Source organism: Enterobacter cloacae complex sp. IR53041 (assembly GCF_049238285.1).
Taxonomy (GTDB): domain Bacteria; phylum Pseudomonadota; class Gammaproteobacteria; order Enterobacterales; family Enterobacteriaceae; genus Enterobacter; species Enterobacter roggenkampii.
In genome coordinates, this window is sequence record NZ_JBMKHB010000038.1 from 1 (window position 1) to 17487 (window position 17487).

Consider the following 17487-nt stretch of genomic DNA (forward strand, 5'->3'; position numbering starts at 1 on the left):
AGTCACTGTCGTTCTCAAAATCGGTGGAGCTGCATGACAAAGTCGTCGGGCATTATCTGAACATAAAACACTATCAGTAAGTTGGAGTCATTACCCTTTTTTGAGTGTGTGAGAGCCGCTTCCAGAACTTCTGTTCTGAATTTGCTAGTCTCTTCAGCAGCCGTTCGTGCAATAGATCTCATTCCGTGAGCCACAAGCTCACCCCCAAAGCCCATGCGAATAATAGCGGCATTTGCTGTTTGTTCATGCATGTGATTGAGTGGAGCTTTGATGCTTGGGAAAACCCACTCTCTATTCCCACTTATTGATTTCATTGACTCAATGACACGCAAAGCTTCTTTACTCAATGGGACTTTATGCGGCTTCTTCATTTTCATAAACTCAGCAGGAATGTTCCACATTGAGTTATCGGTATCTATATCGGCCCATCTTGTGCGAACAGCCTCACCAGGACGAACCCAAGTTAGTAACTGCCATTCAATCAGCAATCGTGTCTCCATTCGGACTGAGGCGTTTTTTAACACTGTAAGGAAGCGGGGGAGTTCGGTTGGGGGCAGGGCTGGCATGTTCTGTTTCTTCGGCTTACTAAATCTCTGGGCAAGATTGTCAGCCGGATTGAACTCAATAAGTTCTTCAGTGGCTGCCCAACGGAAGATTTCATTCAGTCGGGATATGATGCGGCGAAGTGTTTCAAGGACACCTCGTTTTTATATGGGGTCTAAATGCTGTTTAAGCATTTTAGGGCGAATCTCCTTAATGGGGGTATCACCCAACGTTGGAAAGATATTTCTCTCTAGACTTCGCCAGATGTCGTTAGCATGATCCTGGGAGATGCCTGACGTTTTGACTTTCTCATCAAGCCACTTCTTGGCTACTGCTTGAAATGTGTGTTCCGTGGCTTCTTTCAGGGCATTGGCTTTCTGGGTGTTATGAACTTGTGGGTCTATACCATTTGCAAGCAACGACAAGTATTCATCACGTAAAGCTCGTGCCTTCGCAAGTGTAAGGTGAGGATAGGTTCCTAAGCTCACCTTAGTTCGCTTTTTGGTCACAGGCACTGCATATCTGAAATACCAATTTTTCTTCCCTCCCTTCGCCAGGGGAGCGATTCGCAGTAGCAAACCATCGCCGTCAAAAAGGTTAACCTCTTTCTCGGCAGGTTTGGTGCTTTTGATTTCAGTGTCAGTGAGCTTCTTAGCGATTTTTGCCATGTTTGGGACCCTAAAGTTTTGGACCCTTTGTGCTGGGTCCCAAAAAGGGTGCCATAACGAGTAGCTTCTAGCAATTCTCGGTAGACTACTATAGACGTAAAAAAGCCCGCAAGGCTGGTTCCATGCGGGCTTAGTAGACTTCATTGTACTTCAAACAACTAAAAAGTGGTGGGCTGGCGGAGTCTGAATAAATTATTTAACTTAATGTTTTTATTAAATATTAGTCAATTCAGCTTTCATTTGTATACCTAAGCGTATACCAATGGCGATTTGTTGCAGTGTTTCCTGTGGTTAAGCAAACCTGTTTTTTCATGGATCACATCAAGAAAAAAACTTTTTTTTGGGAAAACTGTTCACACTGTTCACTTTGCGGTTTTGTCTATACAATTCATATAGTTAAGTTGTGAATGGTTGGTGAACAGTGAACACTTTACTGTTCACGTCCTTTTGCCCCCGTCAAGAAATGGCTGGCCAGTGATACCTGTTTTACTAAATGCGTACCTGAGATCACTTTTAGTGTATCTTCTAAAACCGTATAGCGATAAGATAAATAAAAATCATTATATCATAAGGCTATAACGTGATTTGGGTAGTATATATATCAGATAAACCTCACTCGAAAATTAATTTTCAGATTGGTATGAATCAAGGAGTTTGGGGAGTAAAGGAGACAAAGAAAGGTACTGTTCAGAATATAAAGAAAGATGATCTAATTGCCTTTGTTTACTCAATTTCTTGGCTGAAATCCGAGGGAGCATCCCCTCCCGGTTTCTCCCGCGTGGGTAAAGAACACCTGCAAAATTTCCGTGGTTTGGTGCAAAAGATCATAGTCGGTCAAGTAACAAGAGACTATTATACCGCCTCTACGAAAGTTTGGCCTGATGATGAGATTTATCCACATCGCTTCGACTTCAAAATTGTTCAAGATTATGGTGAAGATATTTACTTTGGAACAGAGTTCTTCAATGAGGCTTTCGTTGAGGCTGTGCGTTATTCTGCCTGTACGCAGGGTTCGATTACTCAGGCCATCTCGATAGAGCAGCTTACAGAGATTGGCTGTAATGTGGATGAGCAAGCTGATGAAGAGTCATCTGCTGTAGTGTCCAGTTTAGAAGGTATGCCCATAACGAGATTGCACCTCTCTCGGGAGAGAGATCCCAAAATCATTAAGCAGAAGAAAGAGCAGACACTTAACGTAACAGGTAAACTTGAGTGCGAAATCTGTTCAATGGATTTTGAGGAAACATACGGTAAACTCGGCCGCGGTTTTGCAGAATGCCATCACAAAAACCCCCTAAGTCTTCGAGATAAAAATGAAGAAACAGCCCTTTGTGATCTGGCCATTGTCTGTTCAAATTGTCACAGGATGCTTCACAGAAAACGTCCATGGCTTACGCTTGATGACCTGAGGGCAATTTATGAAAACCAAAAGTCTTGAAGACCTACAGAAGGAGCTGGCTGACTTTGCTAAGGCCAGAAATTGGGATAAATTCCATTCACCAAAAAATCTCTCAATTGCATTGTCTGTTGAAGCTAGCGAATTAATTGAAATATTCCAGTGGTTGACTGAGGAAGAGAGTAAGAATCTTAACTCTAAGCAGTTAATAGAGGCGGAACAAGAAGTGGCTGATGTTTCGTTATATCTCTTACAGATTTCAGATAAATTGAATATCAACATCCTCGACGCAGCTTATAAAAAGCTCGAAGCTAACGATAAAAAATATCCAATTGAAGCCTGCTTTGGTTCAGCGAAGAAGTACACCGAGCTGTAGTAGCACCAAGACGCCTTAAACAAAGCAGAGAGGTCCTGTATGGGAAGGCTGTTTACTCTGGACGGTGTGCAGATTAAAAAGACCGGCTGCCGCCGGTCTGGGTAAATTATTTCGCTATGGGGTCATTGCATTTCGGCAGCCAGTCAGCGTTGCTTTCCTCTCTTAGCGCGAGATTGGTCTGTATGCCCTGATTTTTCCGGCGCTTCTCATAACTTAGCCCGTATTCTTTCAGCATGGCTGGCAGTCCTTTACCGAACATGGTAAGGCTCAGGGTATTCCTGTAGCCGTGGGCTTCCATATACGCCAGATAGGCATGATACAGATACAGGCGCGGCTGACGCGGAATGATGTTGGCATTGCCAATATACATCCCCTCAGGCTCCGGCAACGCCTCCAGATAGCCACAAAAATCAAATGTCGGGTCGGCGTCGCGTTTAATACTGAGCGCCTCGTCGGAGTTCTGCTGTGACTGGAGCAGTGTGCGGGCGGTCATCGGATCGCTGAACTTCTGCATAAGCTGTCGAACAATCACGGCCAGCTCGCGGGCGATTTTGTTCTTAAGCTGCGGGTCGCGCTCTTCCGGGGCAATCTGTTCCGGAAAATGCAGAATCACCCGGCGACGGGAAACACCGCCGCTGCGGTCGGTAAAGCGCATCGGGTTATTGTTCACGGCCAGAATCACCGCCGGAATATGGGTGGAGTACGCATCCTTGTATTTCGGGTCAACGGAGACCGCATCCCCGCCGGTGATGGCCTTGAGTCCTGCCCCGTCACCGCTCCATTTCTCCTGGTCAGGCAGACGTATCAGCGAGAAGCCAATCAGCGCAGCGCGTTCGCGGGGTGATTCCAGCGTTTCGATAGTGGCCGATGTGGCGTTATCTTCCCCGGCAAGCATCGTCGCAATTTCGGCCAGAATACTTTTGCCACTGCCACCCGGCCCGGTCACCTCAAGAAAGAGCTGCCAGTCGTAGCGGTTCGCCAGCACCATAAACAGGGCGGCAAGTATCACGTCGCGTTTTTCCTGTCTGCCACCGGCGGCACGGTCGAGCCAGCGCCAGAAATCCGGGGCGTGGGTTTCCAGCGTTTCACCCTCCACCGGCGGGGTAAAATCGACATCACAGAGTGTGCGCAGCCAGTGCGATTTATGGTGCGGGCTGAATGTGCCGGTGGCGGTATCGAGTACGCCATTGCGAAAGCCAATCAGACGCCGTGCCGGGGTGTCCTGCTGCGGAATAATCAGTTTCAGGGTCTCCACCACTGAGGCTATTTTCCCCGACGAGAACGGGGCGCGCAGACGCTGAAATAACCCGGCCACGTCGCGGGCAAAGTCTGACGGTGGAATGATTTTCCATATCCCGGCCTCATAGCGGGACAGGAGCTGACCGTTCGCGTCCACGGCCAGCGCTTCGCCGTAATGCTCATGCACCCGCATTGCCTTTTCACTGGTGCTCATGGCGGTAAATTCCGCCTCGCTCATGGTAGTGAAAGGACTATCAGCCGGTGGCCGGATGGCGTCATAAATCGCTTTCCGCGTGCCCTCCTCTCCTTTCTCTATAAACGCATCATTCCAGTCACCGAACACCGGCGGCAGGGCGACAATGCCCTCGCAGGCTCCTGCGGCCGCAGCGGCTTTGCTCTGGCCGTCGCCGTTGAGGTCACGGTCGGCGGCGAGAATAATCTGACAGGCCGGGTGCTTTTGCCGGGCAAGGCCTGCCAGAGAAAGGAGGTTCACAGACGACAGCGCCACCATGACGGTTTCGCCGGTCAGTTGATGCACGGTGAGCGCGGTCGCATAACCCTCCGCAATCCACAGGCGTTTTCCGGGCTGTTTCTGCCCCTCGATGATATGACATGCCCCTTTGACCTGACCGCCTTTCAGGGTGCGTTTGAGACCATCAGCATTAATAAGCTGAACGTTAACCAGCGCCCCGGTATCGTCATACAGCGGGACAACCACATCACCGGCGCGGAACGTCACGCCGCCGGTTTTATGTATGGCTGTGAGCATCAGACATTCCAGAGCGGGGAAACCTTTTCGGGTAAGATAGGCGTTGCCGGTGGCCGGTCGGGTTTTCTCCATGAGCCTGACGGCCAGTGCGGCCGCCGCTTTGTGGTCGGTCTCCGTTCCGGCTTTTGCGGCCGCAATCATTTCCGGGGCAACCGGTGGCAGGTTGCCGGTTACACCGTTCACCTTCCGGGCGGCCTCAGACGGATTTACGCCGAACACCTTTTCCACCAGTTTCAGACCGTCACCTGCGCCACACTGGTTGCAGAACCACGTCCCGCGCCCCTCTTTGTCGTCAAACCGGAAACGGTCAGAGCCACCGCACACAGGGCAGGCCTGATGCCGGTTTTTAATCACCTTCACACCCAGCGCCGGGAGAATGCGCGGCCAGTGGCCGCAGGCCTGTTTTACGGTTTCCGTTACGTTCATTTTCATTGTTATTTTCTCCCTCAGTGCAGTACCGGTGCGGTGATATGGCGGGCGCAGAGTTCATCCATCACGGCGAGCCCGAGAAAGGACAGCGACGGCGCGGCTTTCAGTGGTCCGGCTTCCATTAAATCTTCCAGCAGTGCACAGGCAATCTGACGACCTTTTTCCTCGCCGTGCTGGCGCAGGTAGAATCCCTCCAGCTCGGCGGCAATGGCGCTTTCCAGTGTGTCGAGGGTGAGGTGCGGGTAGCGGTGCTGACGCTCGCATACCGTCAGCCATGCACAGGCCACGGCGCGGCGATAGAGCGCGGCGCGTAATACGGGCGGTAATGGCTTTTTCATACGTTGCCCTCCCCGGTCAGCCAGTGCTGATTGCAGCGTTCGACCACGCCGTCGAGCTGGGCGGTCATAAGGTAAATCACGGAGGTGAGCTGTAACTGCTGCGCCGGGTCACGGCGCACGGTCGTGCAGTCCTGCACCTGCATCAGGTCGCCGACAAGCTGGCCGACGTTGCGCATATGCTCCAGACATTCGAGGTCACGGGCGGTAATGGTGGTGTGTCTCATGCGCGCACCTCCGCAACCGGCAGACGGCCAGCAAACGAGAGGACGTAATCGCGAACGAGGGAAAGCCGTGCGGCGTGTTCATCACCGGCAACGGTGCGGAGCATACAAATATGGGGTTTACGGTCTGCGCGACGAACGGCGGCAAACACAAAGACGAATTGCGGGTGTGACGGGGTGAGGGTCGTAGCCATAAGGGCAACCTCCATTGAGTAGCGGTTATCGCCACCACCGGAGCTGCAAATCTCATGGGTGGTGGCCCGGACGGGGTTTGCAGTACCGGCCTCAATGGATACCGGCCAGCCCGAAGGCTGCCCCGCCCGGGTCACCATTATCTGACAGGAGCCACGGTGTAAACACCACAGCCCGAAAAATGGGTGTGCCTGAGCTACGACGTAAAAAAAGACGCATGGCGCGTCTGTTGTCGCCATTGAGTTACACGGGCTGCAAATCCCGGCTGCCGATTTTGCGACAGCGGGAAAACTATACCTGGAAACTGCGAAAAGAAGCAAGCCAGAAAAAGGGGCTGTTTGCTGAACAGTCTTCATCATGCGTCATAACCCCGGTTGCGCTCGGCAATGCGGTCAGTCATCCATGCCGTGATTTCTGAGTGCGCCCACGCCACGTTTTTACCGCCGAGGGAGATTTGTTTCGGGAATGCCTCCCGGCTGATGAGATCATAAATGGTTGAGCGGGAAAGGCCGCATAAATGCATCACTTCGGGCAGGCGGATAAAGCGCTCCTGAACGACATCAGAAACCGGCATCAGCGGCGCGACAGGGGCAGAAGACGGGGAAGAAAAAGCAGTGTGCATCGGGCTACCTCATAAAGTCCATACAGTGCCGGTCGTGTCCGTCCGGCCTCGGGTAGCTCTCTATTTTGTGAATATTTTCCCCGAGGGCAACAAGTCATTTTGCAGCGAAATACCACACAACAAACTGTTAACAAGCAAATGGCAAACAGTGGCAATCCCTGACAATCGTTGGCAATCCCTGATAATTCTTTGGCAAACCTATGATTACTTTTATTTATATAAATTGATTTTTTAATCGCTAAAAAATCTAAGCAAGCAGAGCATCGTAAAAACAGAAAGGTGAACAGTAGTGAACAGTCGGTGAACAGTTATACCCTCAACTGTTCACCCTTTATCTTACTGTATTAATTGTCTTTTTATTTTCAGTGAACAGTAGTGAATAGTTATAAGTAAAAAAATAAACAGTGAGTAAGGTTTTCCTGAGACCTTTCTCTGGCCAGCCGGGTTTTAAGGTCTGTTTGTGCCATTTTTGCCACAACGGCAATGAATCGTGTTGTTGTGTCTGTCGCGGCAGAATCTCATCAGATTGAAACGAAGAGGAGACCCGACATGACTCAGACTGCTGCTATTCCCGACTACCTTAAACCAGCAATGGAGCGTCTTGAGACGGCCAGAGAAGCGCATCTCACCAGTGCCCGACGCATGGACGAAACCACGGCGACCATCAGCCAGGTGAAAGCACAAAAAAAAGAACTGGAGCAGGAAAGCGGCACTGATTCCGGCGCATGGCGCACCGCCTTTCGTGCCGGTGGTGCTGTCATTACCGACGAGCTGAAACAACGCCATCTGGCGCGCGTGGCACGGCGGGAGCTGGTGCAGGAATGTGACAATATGGCTGAGGTTCTGTCTTTTGAGCTGGACAGCTTTAAGGGAGCGTGTGACCGGACGGCCAGAGCGTATCGTCAGGCACATCACAGCGTCCTCAGCCAGTACGCAGAGCATGAACTTGATGCTGCCCTGCGTGATACCTGTAGCGCGCTGGTCAGGGCAATGAAACTCAACATACTGGTTCTGAATAACCCGCTTGCCAATACCACCGGGCATCAGGGCTATATCCAGCCAGAACAGGCCGTTATGCAGCAGGTGAAAGACCGGCTTGAGCAGGAGGTGAAAGGCTGCGATATCCGTCTGACCGATGAACCGGTGCTGTTTAAAACAGGACTGTCGGCCTCCACGCTGCCGCATATGGAGCATGACGTTGCGGCCACGCCCGTTCAGCGGAAAGTCTGGCAGGAAAAAATGCGGGAACGTGAAGCCGACCTGAAAGCACGGGGGTTACTGTCATGATGCGTTGCCCTTTCTGCCGTACAGCGGCCCACGTCCGCACCAGTCGCTATATGTCTGACAGCGTCAAAGAGAGTTACCTGCAGTGCCAGAATGTGCACTGCTCGGCGACATTCAAAACGCATGAGTCCATATTTGAAGTGATACGTTCCCCGGTCGTCGATGAGAAACCCGCACCGGTGCCGACAGTCCCCGTGGCACCCCGTCGGGTAAAAGGCTGCTACAGCTCGCCGTTCCGCCATTAATCAGGAGAGACAACCCGTGACCACCCTGACCTTACAGCAGGCCTATGAAGCCTGTCAGACGAACAAAACCGCGTGGCTGAACCGTAAAACCGAACTGGCCGCCGCAATGCAGGAATATCAGGAATTATTGTTGGATGACAATGCATCAGGTTTCCGCAGATTACAGACGCTGCGTGACCTGATTGACGTAAAAAAGTGGGGAGTTAATCAGGCCGCCGGTCGCTACATCTTCTCGCATGAGGAGGTGCAGCGCATCAGCATCCGTAACCGGCTGCATGATTTTATGCAGCAGAACGGCGCAGAGATGACCGCCGCGCTGGCACCGGAGCTGATGGGGATTAAAAACCAGCCCGCGATGATAAAAAACCGCGCGCTTGACCGTTCAGTCACTTACCTGAGAGACGCTCTTTCCGTCTGGCTGACCGCTGGAAATGAAATTAATTATTCTGCACAAGATAAAGATATTTTAACGGCCATCGGATACAGGCCTGACGCGCCTTCGCGGGATGATAATCGTGAAAAATTCACCCCTGCACAGAACATGATTTACACCCGTCGACGTGCTGCACTGGCCGCGCAGTAACCTGTCAAAAAATCCCCGTAAATACCGTCATTTTTCCCGAATTAAGCCATGCATCCATAAGGTGCATGGTTTTGCATGCGTTTTCCCGCCCCTGTACTCCCGACCAGCGCCAGTCGTGGCGCGGCCTGAGACCACCTTTGCACCTGCATTAAAAGCGGTCCCTTAAGCGGGCAGGCGTGGCGGGGAGAGCATTGCGCGCCAGCGGTAAAGTATTTATTTAATGATATTTAATTTCGCGGCCTGAGCGCGTCACTGCGCTGTGCGGATTCGTGGGAGTGTCGGTGGATGGTGCGTTGTTGTTCGAGGGCGTGGCGAGCCTCTGAGGCAACCAGTCGAGGGGTAAGAAAAAACCACCCGGGGACGGCGGAAATCAGTCATTTCGGGGGGCATTGTATCGCTTCTGAGTCTGCTATATCCCTGACGTATTCAGGCCTGTGGCAGCCTGAGCCTCGCAAAGAAACTGCATTAAAACATACCCACGAGGCGTGCAGGCGAGGCGGGGAAAGCTCTGTACGCAACGGGAAATGTTCGTCAGCTTCAAAAAATAGGGATAATTATTGTTGCGCAATTCATAAGATCTTGTGATCAACTCACCTTTGCTATAAAAATAAGAATGATCTTATTTTTACATTTATTATTGGAAAGGGGTGTTACATGAGGTTTTCAGAGGCTTTTGGAGTTGAAGGCAGACAAGTAGCGTTAGATTTTTTGGATATTCCTCTGCACACTGATTTAAGATTTTTTTTAGATCCAACATCTATAAAGGTTTTAAAATCCCAATGGGGGCAGGATTTAGTTTACGCGTTACAAGACTATTTTACAGAAATAATGGTGTCTATAAAAAATAATGATTTTAAAAAAGCTGCTTATTTATTGTCATCACTAAGAGAGTCCAATGCCTTTCATTTAGGATATTCAACAAAAGAATCATCCGGAACTGCTCTTGGTGAAAAAACTGCTGAAGATATTTTGGATTCTCTAAAGAGTAGTCAGGCTGCAAAATCAGGAATATTAACTGATCTAGAAGATACAGCTTTGACTATCCCAGGTATTGGTTCTGACCGAATATCGGATTCAGTTTGTAATATTCTTAAAGGTTTTTTTATAGAATATACAAAGGATGTTTGTATATTTTACGGCATTGAGACTAAAGAGGTTACAGAAGTCAAAACGTGGGATAAGGTTAGTAGTAAATGGCATAAAAAGCGTTTTCATCTCCCTGTTTTTGAAGGCGAGGAGATTATCCTTATTCCTAAGATACTTGCACGTGAAGAGATAATCTATTCACATAGGGATTTATATCGGAGACATATTATTCCGGAAATGAAAAAGGAATTGATAAGCTCTGGTTCGGCATTAGTTAAAGTGCTTAAAGGAGAGAGGGTTGTTACCACAACAAGTATCATTGATGAGTATGGTCAGACTAAGGAATTTATCGAGTCTCAGCTCGTAAAATATCCTAATACCTTGAAAGAATATAAAAAAGATCTGGAGATTAATCCTCCGAATCCTCTAGCGCATAGTGATTTTGATAAGGATGAAGATCCTGTAATTCTCCCCATAAAAGATCTAATGAAAGATATTGATTTAGCAATTAAAAACAACGACTTTAGTAATTACACTAAAGCATACAAGAAGATATTGATTTCAATATTCTATCCTAGCTTGTTTTACCCAAAATTAATAAGTGAGGATGAACGGTGCTGTCTCTTTTTATTAATCAATGAGGCTAAGAAAGGTTTCTTTTTTGATTTTTCAGTGTACAATATTATTTCAGAGTTGATAGTTGTGAATGTCATTGACCCTCAGCATAAATTGAACAAGGAACATATTTATACTACACTTAGAAAAGTCGAAGAATGTAATTCTAAGATAGGTTTAATATTCTGCGAAAATCCTGCTGAGGAAAAGTATCTTGATAGAGTGAAAGAAATATCGAAAGATCAAGGTTTGTATATTTTCTTGATTAGCCGAAATGACTTAATGGAAATGATTAAGGAATTTTCAACCATAGGTGAACAGACATTTGACGTATTAAGGAGTATGTTTAAAACATACCCCGGAAAAGTATGATCTATTTTATCTTAAAATGAATTGGTAGGGCAAACTTTACAACCCCACCAATTCATTAACTCATGACGTTGTTCTAAATAGGTAGAACGATTATATGCACGTCTTACTTCATTCTTATCCGAATGTGCTAATGCTGCTTCAATTACATCTGGATTAAAACCATTTTCATTAAGAGCTGTACTCGCTATAGAACGTAGACCATGAGCAACAAGCTTACCTCCATAGCCTATGCGTTTTAAGGCAGCGTTTGCCGTTTGGCTGTTCATTGATTTTTTGGGGTCGTTCCTGCTTGGAAAAACATGTTCGCGATGAGCACTGATTGGCTTCATCACTTCTAGAATCTCTAACGCCTGTGTGGATAGAGGTACTAAATGTTCACGTTTAGCTTTCATTCGTTCGGCTGGAATTGTCCAGAGTTTGGCATTGAGATCGATCTCAGCCCATCGAGCACCTGAAGCCTCAGAAGGGCGCACAAGCGTCAGGAGTTGCCATTCAATGAGACAGCGAGTCGGAACAGACAGATTTGACATGACTAAAGAACGCATCAGCTTCGGTAATTCTTCTGGCCGCAGAGTTGGCATGTTTTGTTTTTTGGGCTTCTCAAAGGCCATTCCAACACCTGATGCTGGATTCGCATCAATCAGACCAGTGTTTACGGCATAAATCATTATCTCGTTAATGCGTTGCACCAGTCGACGTACAGTCTCAAGCGCCCCACGAGCTTTGATTGGCTCAAGTGCTTCAACCAATGTTCGGGCTTTGATTTGCTGAACGGGAATCCCACCAATGGCAGGGAATACATCTTTTTCCAGTGAGCGCCAAATGTCTTTTGCGTAATCAGGGGTAACGCTTTTGCTTTTGAGTTGGAACCAGTTAGCGGCAACCGTCGAAAAAATACTGTCCAGAGCGATTTGCTGCTCTTCCTCTGCAACTTCAGCTTGAACTTGGGGGTCGATGCCATTAGCTAACAAGGCAAGGTAATTCGTTCTTAACCCTCTGGCATCAGCAAGCGATAGGGCGGGGAAGGCACCGAGGCCCATCATTGTCCGCTGCTTTGTTGCCGGACGTTGATAGCGAAAGCGCCAGAGTTTCTTGCCGCTTGTTTTCACTATCAGGAAAAGTCCATCGCCATCATGCAGCGTTAGATCCTTCTCTAAGGCTTTAGCGCGCAGAACTTCGGTATTGGTCAGGGGCCGTGTTGTCCGTGCCATTGTGGCCGCTCCTTCATGAATTGGTATACGCTTTTAGGTATACATCCTACCGTATACCTAAACGTATACCAATAATCACCGGATTTAGCCGGATGTCCTCGGACAACAACAGATACAAAAAAGCCCGCAGGGCTTGTGCCGTGCGGGCTTTCAGGATTTCCCCGGACGTATCCGGAAGAGCAAGTGGTGGAGCTGGCGGGAGTTGAACCCGCGTCCGAAATTTCTACATCCTCGGTACTACATGCTTAGTTTGTCTTTACATTCGCACGCCAGCTGCGGACAGACACGCCACTAACGAACTAGCCTGATTAGTTTTAACGCTTCAACCCCAGGCAGGGCTTCCACGCGATCTCTTTTGGGTTTGACCTCTCTTTGATCCCCGTCTTAAGAGCGGAAGCTAGGGAGAGAGGGCTCAGAGCAGGTTATTAAGCTGCTAAAGCGTAGTTTTCGTCGTTTGCGACTATTTTTTTGCGGCTTTTAACGAGGCAAACCGCCCCTCGGCATGCACCTTGGGTTTCGCAAATCCCGTCGAATCCAGAATCAGCCCCAATAGTGTTGAACTGAGTATACCAGATTTCACTTCCTGGATACCAGCCCGGAACGCTAACTTATTGAATAGTACAATAAGTGTGCAGAATCAACGTCCTGCGTTTTTCATAATGCGCGCTTTGTCCAGCTGCCACTCGCGCTCTTTCAGGTCAGTACGCTTGTCGTGCTGTTTTTTACCCTTCGCGACGCCAATTTTCACTTTACACCAGGCGTTTTTCCAGTACAGCGACAGGGCGACCACGGTGAAACCTTCGCGGTTGATGCGTCCGTAGAGGGATTCCAGCTCACGCTTGTTCAGCAGCAATTTGCGCGTGCGCGTAGGGTCACAAACGTAGTGTGAAGAGGCGACGGTCAGCGGCGTAAAGTTCGCGCCGAACAGGAAGGCTTCGCCATCTTTCAGGATCACGTAGCTATCGCCGATGTTGGCTTTCCCGGCGCGCAGCGATTTTACTTCCCAGCCCTGCAACGCAAGGCCAGCTTCGAATTCTTCTTCAATGAAATACTCGTGGCGAGCACGCTTGTTGAGCGCAATGGTCGCCGAGCCTGGTTTATGTGCTTTTTTCTTCGTCATAAGTGTCGTAAAGCCGTCGGTAATCTGATTTCAAAAAGTCACCTCATTGCGTCCTGTGAGGTCTAACGCGCTATCTTAGCACGAGATGAGGCTTAGCGTTTTTTTAACAGGTGATAAATGTTATTATTTGTCCGTTGTGTGACCATGGGAAATGCTATGCCTCAGATTAGCCGTACTGCGCTTGTGCCTTACAGCGCGGAACAAATGTATCAGTTAGTGAACGATGTTCAGTCTTATCCAGAATTTATTCCGGGATGCACCGGGAGCCGCGTTCTGGAGTCTGGCCCGACGCAGATGACCGCGGCGGTGGATGTCTCCAAAGCGGGGATCAGCAAGACGTTCACCACCCGTAATACGCTGACGAGCAATCAGAGTATTTTGATGCATCTGGTGGATGGTCCGTTCAAAACCCTGATGGGAGGCTGGAAGTTTACGCCGCTGAGCGCTGACGCCTGCCGCATTGAGTTCCATCTGGACTTTGAGTTTACCAATAAGCTGATTGAGCTGGCGTTTGGCCGCATCTTTAAAGAGCTGGCATCGAATATGGTTCAGGCGTTCACCACCCGCGCCAAAGAGGTTTACAGTGTCGCATAAGATTGCTGTAGAAGTGGTTTATGCGTTGACGGAGAAGCAGTATCTGCAGCGCGTGACGCTGGAAGAGGGGGCGACCGTTGAGGCGGCCATCCGTGCTTCCGGCATCCTCGAACTTCGCAGCGATATCGACCTGGCGAAGAACAAGGTCGGGATTTACAGCCGTCCGGTGAAGCTGGGCGATGTGCTGAAAGAGGGCGACCGGGTGGAGATTTATCGTCCGCTGATTGCCGACCCGAAAGAGCTGCGTCGTCAGCGCGCGGAGAAGGCCAGTAAGTAGCGCTTTCTTCTCCGATGGCGCTGCGCTTACCGGGGCTACGATTCTTCGTAAGAACTCAGATACAAAAAAGGTGCTCAATGAGCACCTTTTTGCATTTCTGACACCGGATTATTTAGTCAGGGCAGGCTTGTTGTCGATGTTGGTCAACACACCGGCGCTGCTGAAGGTCAGCGTCAGGGTCTGCTGGGTCGCATCTTCATGGCCCGGCTTCTGACGGAATACATAGAACCAGGTGTTAGTGCCGAACGGATCGGACATCATCGGGGTTCCCAGTGCATAAGCGACCTGCTGTTGTGTCATCCCCACGCGGATTTTGGACACATCGTTAGGGGTAAGGTAGTTCCCCTGGTTGATGTCAGGACGGTAAACCACTTTCTCCAGAGTGGAACAGCCTGCGGTCAACATCAGAAGAACCGCTGCGGCAGCGGTCAGCATTTTACAACGCATAGTGATTTGATTCCTTTTCGGGCCCGAGCAGAACGCGGCTCATATGTAATATGCCGATGATAATAGACCTTGCCCCACTTTGAAACCGGTCTGGCGGCGTTTTTGTTGTTCTGTATGACCCTGAGATCCCGAAAAAGTTTATGCCGCCAGCAGTTCTTTCGCGTTCGCGAGTGTGTTACGCGTGACTTCGCTGCCGCCGAGCAGGCGTGCCAGCTCCTGCAGACGCGCACGTTTATCCAGCGGCTTCATGTGCGTTTCGGTCATTTCACCGTCGGTTTCTTTGCTGACGATAAAGTGATGATGACCGCAGCCCGCGACCTGCGGCAGGTGGGTGACACACATCACCTGCGTGGATTCGCCGAGCTGGCGCAGCAGTTTACCCACCACCGCCGCCGTCGGACCGCTGATGCCGACATCCACTTCATCGAAAATCAGCGCCGGGGTGTCCATTTTGCGCGCGGTGATCACCTGAATCGCCAGCGCAATACGCGACAGTTCACCGCCTGAGGCCACTTTGGAGATCGCCTGCAGCGGCTGCCCCGGGTTGGTGGTGACGCGGAATTCGATGCGATCCGCACCTTCCGCCGTCAGGTGGTTCTCTTCAAAGCGAACGTCAATGGTGAAGACGCCGTGCGGCATCGCCAGCGTGTGCATGCTGTCGGTAATGTGCTGGCTTAACTCCTGAGCATAGTGCTGACGAATATTATGCAGCTTTTGCGCTGTCGCCAGCGCCTGTTCATGGTGCAGGTTCACCGCCAGAGAGAGGGTCTCCTGCGAGTCAGCCTGATCGTCAAGCTGCTGCTGCTCGTCCAGCAGAGACTGATAGTAGCCCGGCAGCTCTTCCGGCGTAACGTGGTGCTTGCGCGCCAGCGAGATCTGACGGGAGATACGCTGCTCCAGCTCAAAAAGACGGTTCGGGTCGAGATCCAGACGCTCACAGTAGTGGCGAAGTTCGTCACCGGCTTCAGAGATCTGAATGGCCGCCTCTTCCAGCATATCCAGGACGCCAGACAGTTTGCTGTCCATGCCGACCAGTTCGGTAAGCAGCTGACGGACGTTATACAGCTGGCTCTGAAGGTTAACGTCTTCGCCATCCGCCAGCAGGTTGAGCGCATTCTGGCTGGTTGAGAGCAAGTGACCGCTGTTCGCCAGGCGCTTGTACTCTTCGTCGATTTGCTCAAACTCACCCGGCTGCGGGTTGAATTCGTTCAGCTCTTTGAGCTGGTATTCCAGCAGCTCCGCACGGGCGGCGCGCTCCTGGCTTTGCTGCTGGTGTTGAGCGAGCTCGCGGCAGCTCTGATGCCACTGGCGATAGTGCTCCGCCATAAGCTGAGTAAGCGCGTACTCACCCGCATAACCATCCAGCAGCGCTTTCTGCTGTTCGGGTTTAACGAGTTGCTGATGCGCGTGCTGACCGTGGATCTGGATAAGCAGCTGGCCGAGTTCACGAAGCTGGGAGAGCGGGACCGCCGTGCCGTTGATAAAGCCGCGTGAGCGACCGTCGCTGCTGATCACGCGGCGAAGTAAACACTCACGTCCATCTTCAAGCTGGTTCTGTTCCAGCCAGCGCTGGGCGGCAGGGGTGTCTTTCAGGGAGAAGCGGGCGCACAGGTCGGCACGATTTGCGCCCATGCGCACCATGTCGCCCTCAGCGCGGCCGCCAAGGCACAAGCCGAGGGCATCAATGGCAATGGATTTACCCGCACCGGTTTCCCCGGTGATCGCCGTCATGCCGCTGTGGAAATCGATCTCAAGCTCACGAACAATGGCAAAGTTGCTGATGGTCAGTTGTGCCAGCATAATTGTTTTCCTGTATGAAAAACCATGACTGTGTTTTCATACAGTATAAACTGGTTTTTTATACAGTAAAGTACTGGATGCTAAATCAGAACAATTTTTTTGACCAGCCAAGCTTCGAACTTAATGTGTTGAAATAGCTGTAATCTTTCGGATGAATCAAATTCAGGTGGTAATCACACCGGCGAATAAGCACATCTTCACCTTCCTGGATCGGCAGCGCTATCTGGCTGTCGCAGCTGATCTCCAGGTCGTTACGGCGGTGCGAGAAGCGCAGACGGATCGTGCTGTCGCCGTTGATCACCAGTGGGCGGGCGGAGAGCGTGTGCGGGAACATCGGCACCAGGGTAATGGCATCCAGCGAGGGCGTCAGGATCGGGCCGCCGGCAGAAAGCGAGTAGGCGGTTGAGCCGGTCGGGGTGGAGATAATCAGCCCGTCAGAACGCTGGGAGAAGGCAAAGATCTCGTCGATATAGACTTCGAACTCGATCATGTGCGCCACTTTGCCAGGGTGAAGGACAACCTCGTTAATGGCGGTGCTGATGCGTTTCTGGCAGTCCTGCTGGCACACCTGCGCTTCCAGTAAAAAGCGTTTTTCACTGATATAGTGGCCTTCCAGCACGTCGGCCAGTTGCTGCTGCGCATTGTCCGGGTCCAGGTCGGTTAAAAAGCCGAGATTGCCACGGTTGATGCCGATGACCTTAATGTCATAGCGCGCCAGCGTGCGGGCCGCGCCGAGCATGTTGCCGTCGCCGCCCACCACCACGGCGAGATCGGCCTGTTGGCCAATTTCCGCCAGCGTGCCGGTTTTGACGCTCTTCAGCTGCAGTTCCTGGGCAATCTGCTGCTCGACCATCACTTCATAGCCTTTGCTACACAACCAGCGATACAACATTTCATGTGTCGTTAGTGCGGTAGGGTGACGCGGATGCCCGACGATCCCAATACACCTGAAATGATTATTCATTTTCTGGAGGTCCTTGTGCCTGATGAATGATGACAATCTGTCTTGTTCCCTTGAATCCCGGAAACTGATCCCCATAATAAGCGAAGTTAGCGAGAT

19 protein-coding genes, 1 other RNA gene and 2 pseudogenes are annotated in these 17487 nt (G+C 50.5%); 9 read left to right on the forward strand and 13 right to left on the reverse strand.

All coding sequences use genetic code 11. The annotated features are described in order from the left end of the window. Positions 1-80, forward strand: an 80-nt coding sequence (locus ACOTXF_RS20545) for an IS1 family transposase (protein WP_421635261.1), incomplete at its 5' end; no start/stop codon positions are given. Between the two features lie 33 nt (positions 81-113). On the opposite strand, the pseudogene ACOTXF_RS20550 reads toward ACOTXF_RS20545, so the two are convergent. Further along, positions 114-566: pseudogene (locus tag ACOTXF_RS20550) on the reverse strand (tyrosine-type recombinase/integrase); the annotation flags it as partial. A gap of 60 nt (positions 567-626) precedes the next feature. Then, positions 627-1211, reverse strand: a pseudogene (locus ACOTXF_RS20555) (integrase arm-type DNA-binding domain-containing protein); the annotation flags it as partial. Positions 1212-1791: 580 nt separating this feature from the next. On the opposite strand from ACOTXF_RS20555, the gene ACOTXF_RS20560 reads away from it, so the two are divergent. Next, positions 1792-2649, forward strand: coding sequence for an HNH endonuclease (locus tag ACOTXF_RS20560; RefSeq protein WP_198923008.1), 858 nt, complete (start codon positions 1792-1794; stop codon positions 2647-2649). Beyond that, positions 2630-2983 carry a nucleotide pyrophosphohydrolase gene (locus ACOTXF_RS20565; protein ID WP_192906271.1) on the forward strand — a complete coding sequence of 118 codons (354 nt, stop codon included), beginning with the start codon at positions 2630-2632 and terminating at the stop codon, positions 2981-2983. The genes ACOTXF_RS20560 and ACOTXF_RS20565 overlap by 20 nt, the downstream gene beginning before the upstream one ends. Positions 2984-3089: 106 nt before the next feature. Here the strand turns inward: ACOTXF_RS20565 and ACOTXF_RS20570 are convergent, their stop codons facing one another. Genes ACOTXF_RS20570 through ACOTXF_RS20590 form a run of 5 tightly spaced genes read right to left on the reverse strand, consistent with a single transcriptional unit; the run spans position 3090 to position 6793 of the window. Continuing rightward, positions 3090-5423, reverse strand: coding sequence for a primase-helicase zinc-binding domain-containing protein (locus ACOTXF_RS20570; RefSeq protein ID WP_196345620.1), 2334 nt, complete (start codon positions 5421-5423; stop codon positions 3090-3092). Positions 5424-5437: 14 nt separating this feature from the next. Then, positions 5438-5758 carry a DUF5375 domain-containing protein gene (locus tag ACOTXF_RS20575; RefSeq protein ID WP_192906273.1) on the reverse strand — a complete coding sequence of 107 codons (321 nt, stop codon included), beginning with the start codon at positions 5756-5758 and terminating at the stop codon, positions 5438-5440. Further along, entirely contained in the window at positions 5755-5982 is a 228-nt protein-coding gene (locus tag ACOTXF_RS20580) for a hypothetical protein (RefSeq protein WP_049007021.1), read from the reverse strand. The genes ACOTXF_RS20575 and ACOTXF_RS20580 overlap by 4 nt, the downstream gene beginning before the upstream one ends. Continuing rightward, positions 5979-6530 (reverse strand): host cell division inhibitor Icd-like protein, encoded by a 552-nt coding sequence (locus ACOTXF_RS20585; RefSeq protein ID WP_114265302.1) that lies wholly within the window; start codon positions 6528-6530, stop codon positions 5979-5981. Before ACOTXF_RS20585 ends, ACOTXF_RS20580 begins: the two co-directional genes overlap by 4 nt. Beyond that, complete coding sequence (locus ACOTXF_RS20590; RefSeq protein ID WP_181850455.1) at positions 6527-6793, reverse strand: helix-turn-helix transcriptional regulator; 267 nt, start codon at positions 6791-6793, stop codon at positions 6527-6529. The genes ACOTXF_RS20585 and ACOTXF_RS20590 overlap by 4 nt, the downstream gene beginning before the upstream one ends. A 549-nt stretch (positions 6794-7342) precedes the next feature. On the opposite strand from ACOTXF_RS20590, the gene ACOTXF_RS20595 reads away from it, so the two are divergent. The 4 genes from ACOTXF_RS20595 to ACOTXF_RS20610 all read left to right on the forward strand — a co-directional run bounded on the left by ACOTXF_RS20595 (position 7343) and on the right by ACOTXF_RS20610 (position 10978). Next, complete coding sequence (locus tag ACOTXF_RS20595; RefSeq protein WP_234115352.1) at positions 7343-8080, forward strand: glycoprotein 3; 738 nt, start codon at positions 7343-7345, stop codon at positions 8078-8080. Continuing rightward, positions 8077-8322: an ogr/Delta-like zinc finger family protein gene (locus ACOTXF_RS20600; protein ID WP_000984206.1), complete on the forward strand. Its 246-nt coding sequence runs from the start codon at positions 8077-8079 to the stop codon at positions 8320-8322. The genes ACOTXF_RS20595 and ACOTXF_RS20600 overlap by 4 nt, the downstream gene beginning before the upstream one ends. 16 nt (positions 8323-8338) lie before the next feature. Continuing rightward, positions 8339-8905: a phage polarity suppression protein gene (locus ACOTXF_RS20605; RefSeq protein WP_114265304.1), complete on the forward strand. Its 567-nt coding sequence runs from the start codon at positions 8339-8341 to the stop codon at positions 8903-8905. Between the two features lie 654 nt (positions 8906-9559). Next, entirely contained in the window at positions 9560-10978 is a 1419-nt protein-coding gene (locus ACOTXF_RS20610) for a hypothetical protein (protein ID WP_195494442.1), read from the forward strand. Positions 10979-10989: 11 nt separating this feature from the next. On the opposite strand, the gene ACOTXF_RS20615 is transcribed toward ACOTXF_RS20610, so the two are convergent. The 3 genes from ACOTXF_RS20615 to smpB all read right to left on the reverse strand — a co-directional run bounded on the left by ACOTXF_RS20615 (position 10990) and on the right by smpB (position 13309). Further along, positions 10990-12189 (reverse strand): integrase domain-containing protein, encoded by a 1200-nt coding sequence (locus ACOTXF_RS20615; RefSeq protein WP_234115351.1) that lies wholly within the window; start codon positions 12187-12189, stop codon positions 10990-10992. 184 nt (positions 12190-12373) lie between these two features. Continuing rightward, positions 12374-12737: a transfer-messenger RNA gene (gene ssrA / locus ACOTXF_RS20620) on the reverse strand. Positions 12738-12826: 89 nt separating this feature from the next. After that, on the reverse strand, positions 12827-13309 hold the full coding sequence (gene smpB / locus ACOTXF_RS20625) for an SsrA-binding protein SmpB (protein WP_024908331.1): 483 nt from the start codon (positions 13307-13309) through the stop codon (positions 12827-12829). Positions 13310-13465: 156 nt separating this feature from the next. On the opposite strand from smpB, the gene ACOTXF_RS20630 reads away from it, so the two are divergent. Together ACOTXF_RS20630 and ACOTXF_RS20635 are read left to right on the forward strand one after the other, a co-directional pair. Beyond that, positions 13466-13903 (forward strand): type II toxin-antitoxin system RatA family toxin, encoded by a 438-nt coding sequence (locus ACOTXF_RS20630; RefSeq protein ID WP_014832955.1) that lies wholly within the window; start codon positions 13466-13468, stop codon positions 13901-13903. Further along, positions 13893-14180, forward strand: a complete 288-nt coding sequence (locus tag ACOTXF_RS20635) for an RnfH family protein (RefSeq protein WP_047747235.1) — start codon at positions 13893-13895, stop codon at positions 14178-14180. Before ACOTXF_RS20630 ends, ACOTXF_RS20635 begins: the two co-directional genes overlap by 11 nt. 108 nt (positions 14181-14288) lie before the next feature. On the opposite strand, the gene bamE is transcribed toward ACOTXF_RS20635, so the two are convergent. The 3 genes from bamE to nadK all read right to left on the reverse strand — a co-directional run bounded on the left by bamE (position 14289) and on the right by nadK (position 17391). Then, entirely contained in the window at positions 14289-14627 is a 339-nt protein-coding gene (bamE, locus tag ACOTXF_RS20640; RefSeq protein WP_008502502.1) for an outer membrane protein assembly factor BamE, read from the reverse strand. 138 nt (positions 14628-14765) lie between these two features. After that, positions 14766-16427: a DNA repair protein RecN gene (gene recN / locus ACOTXF_RS20645; protein ID WP_039025346.1), complete on the reverse strand. Its 1662-nt coding sequence runs from the start codon at positions 16425-16427 to the stop codon at positions 14766-14768. A gap of 85 nt (positions 16428-16512) precedes the next feature. After that, positions 16513-17391, reverse strand: coding sequence for an NAD(+) kinase (gene nadK / locus ACOTXF_RS20650; RefSeq protein ID WP_008502500.1), 879 nt, complete (start codon positions 17389-17391; stop codon positions 16513-16515). Between the last annotated feature and the right edge of the window lie 96 nt (positions 17392-17487).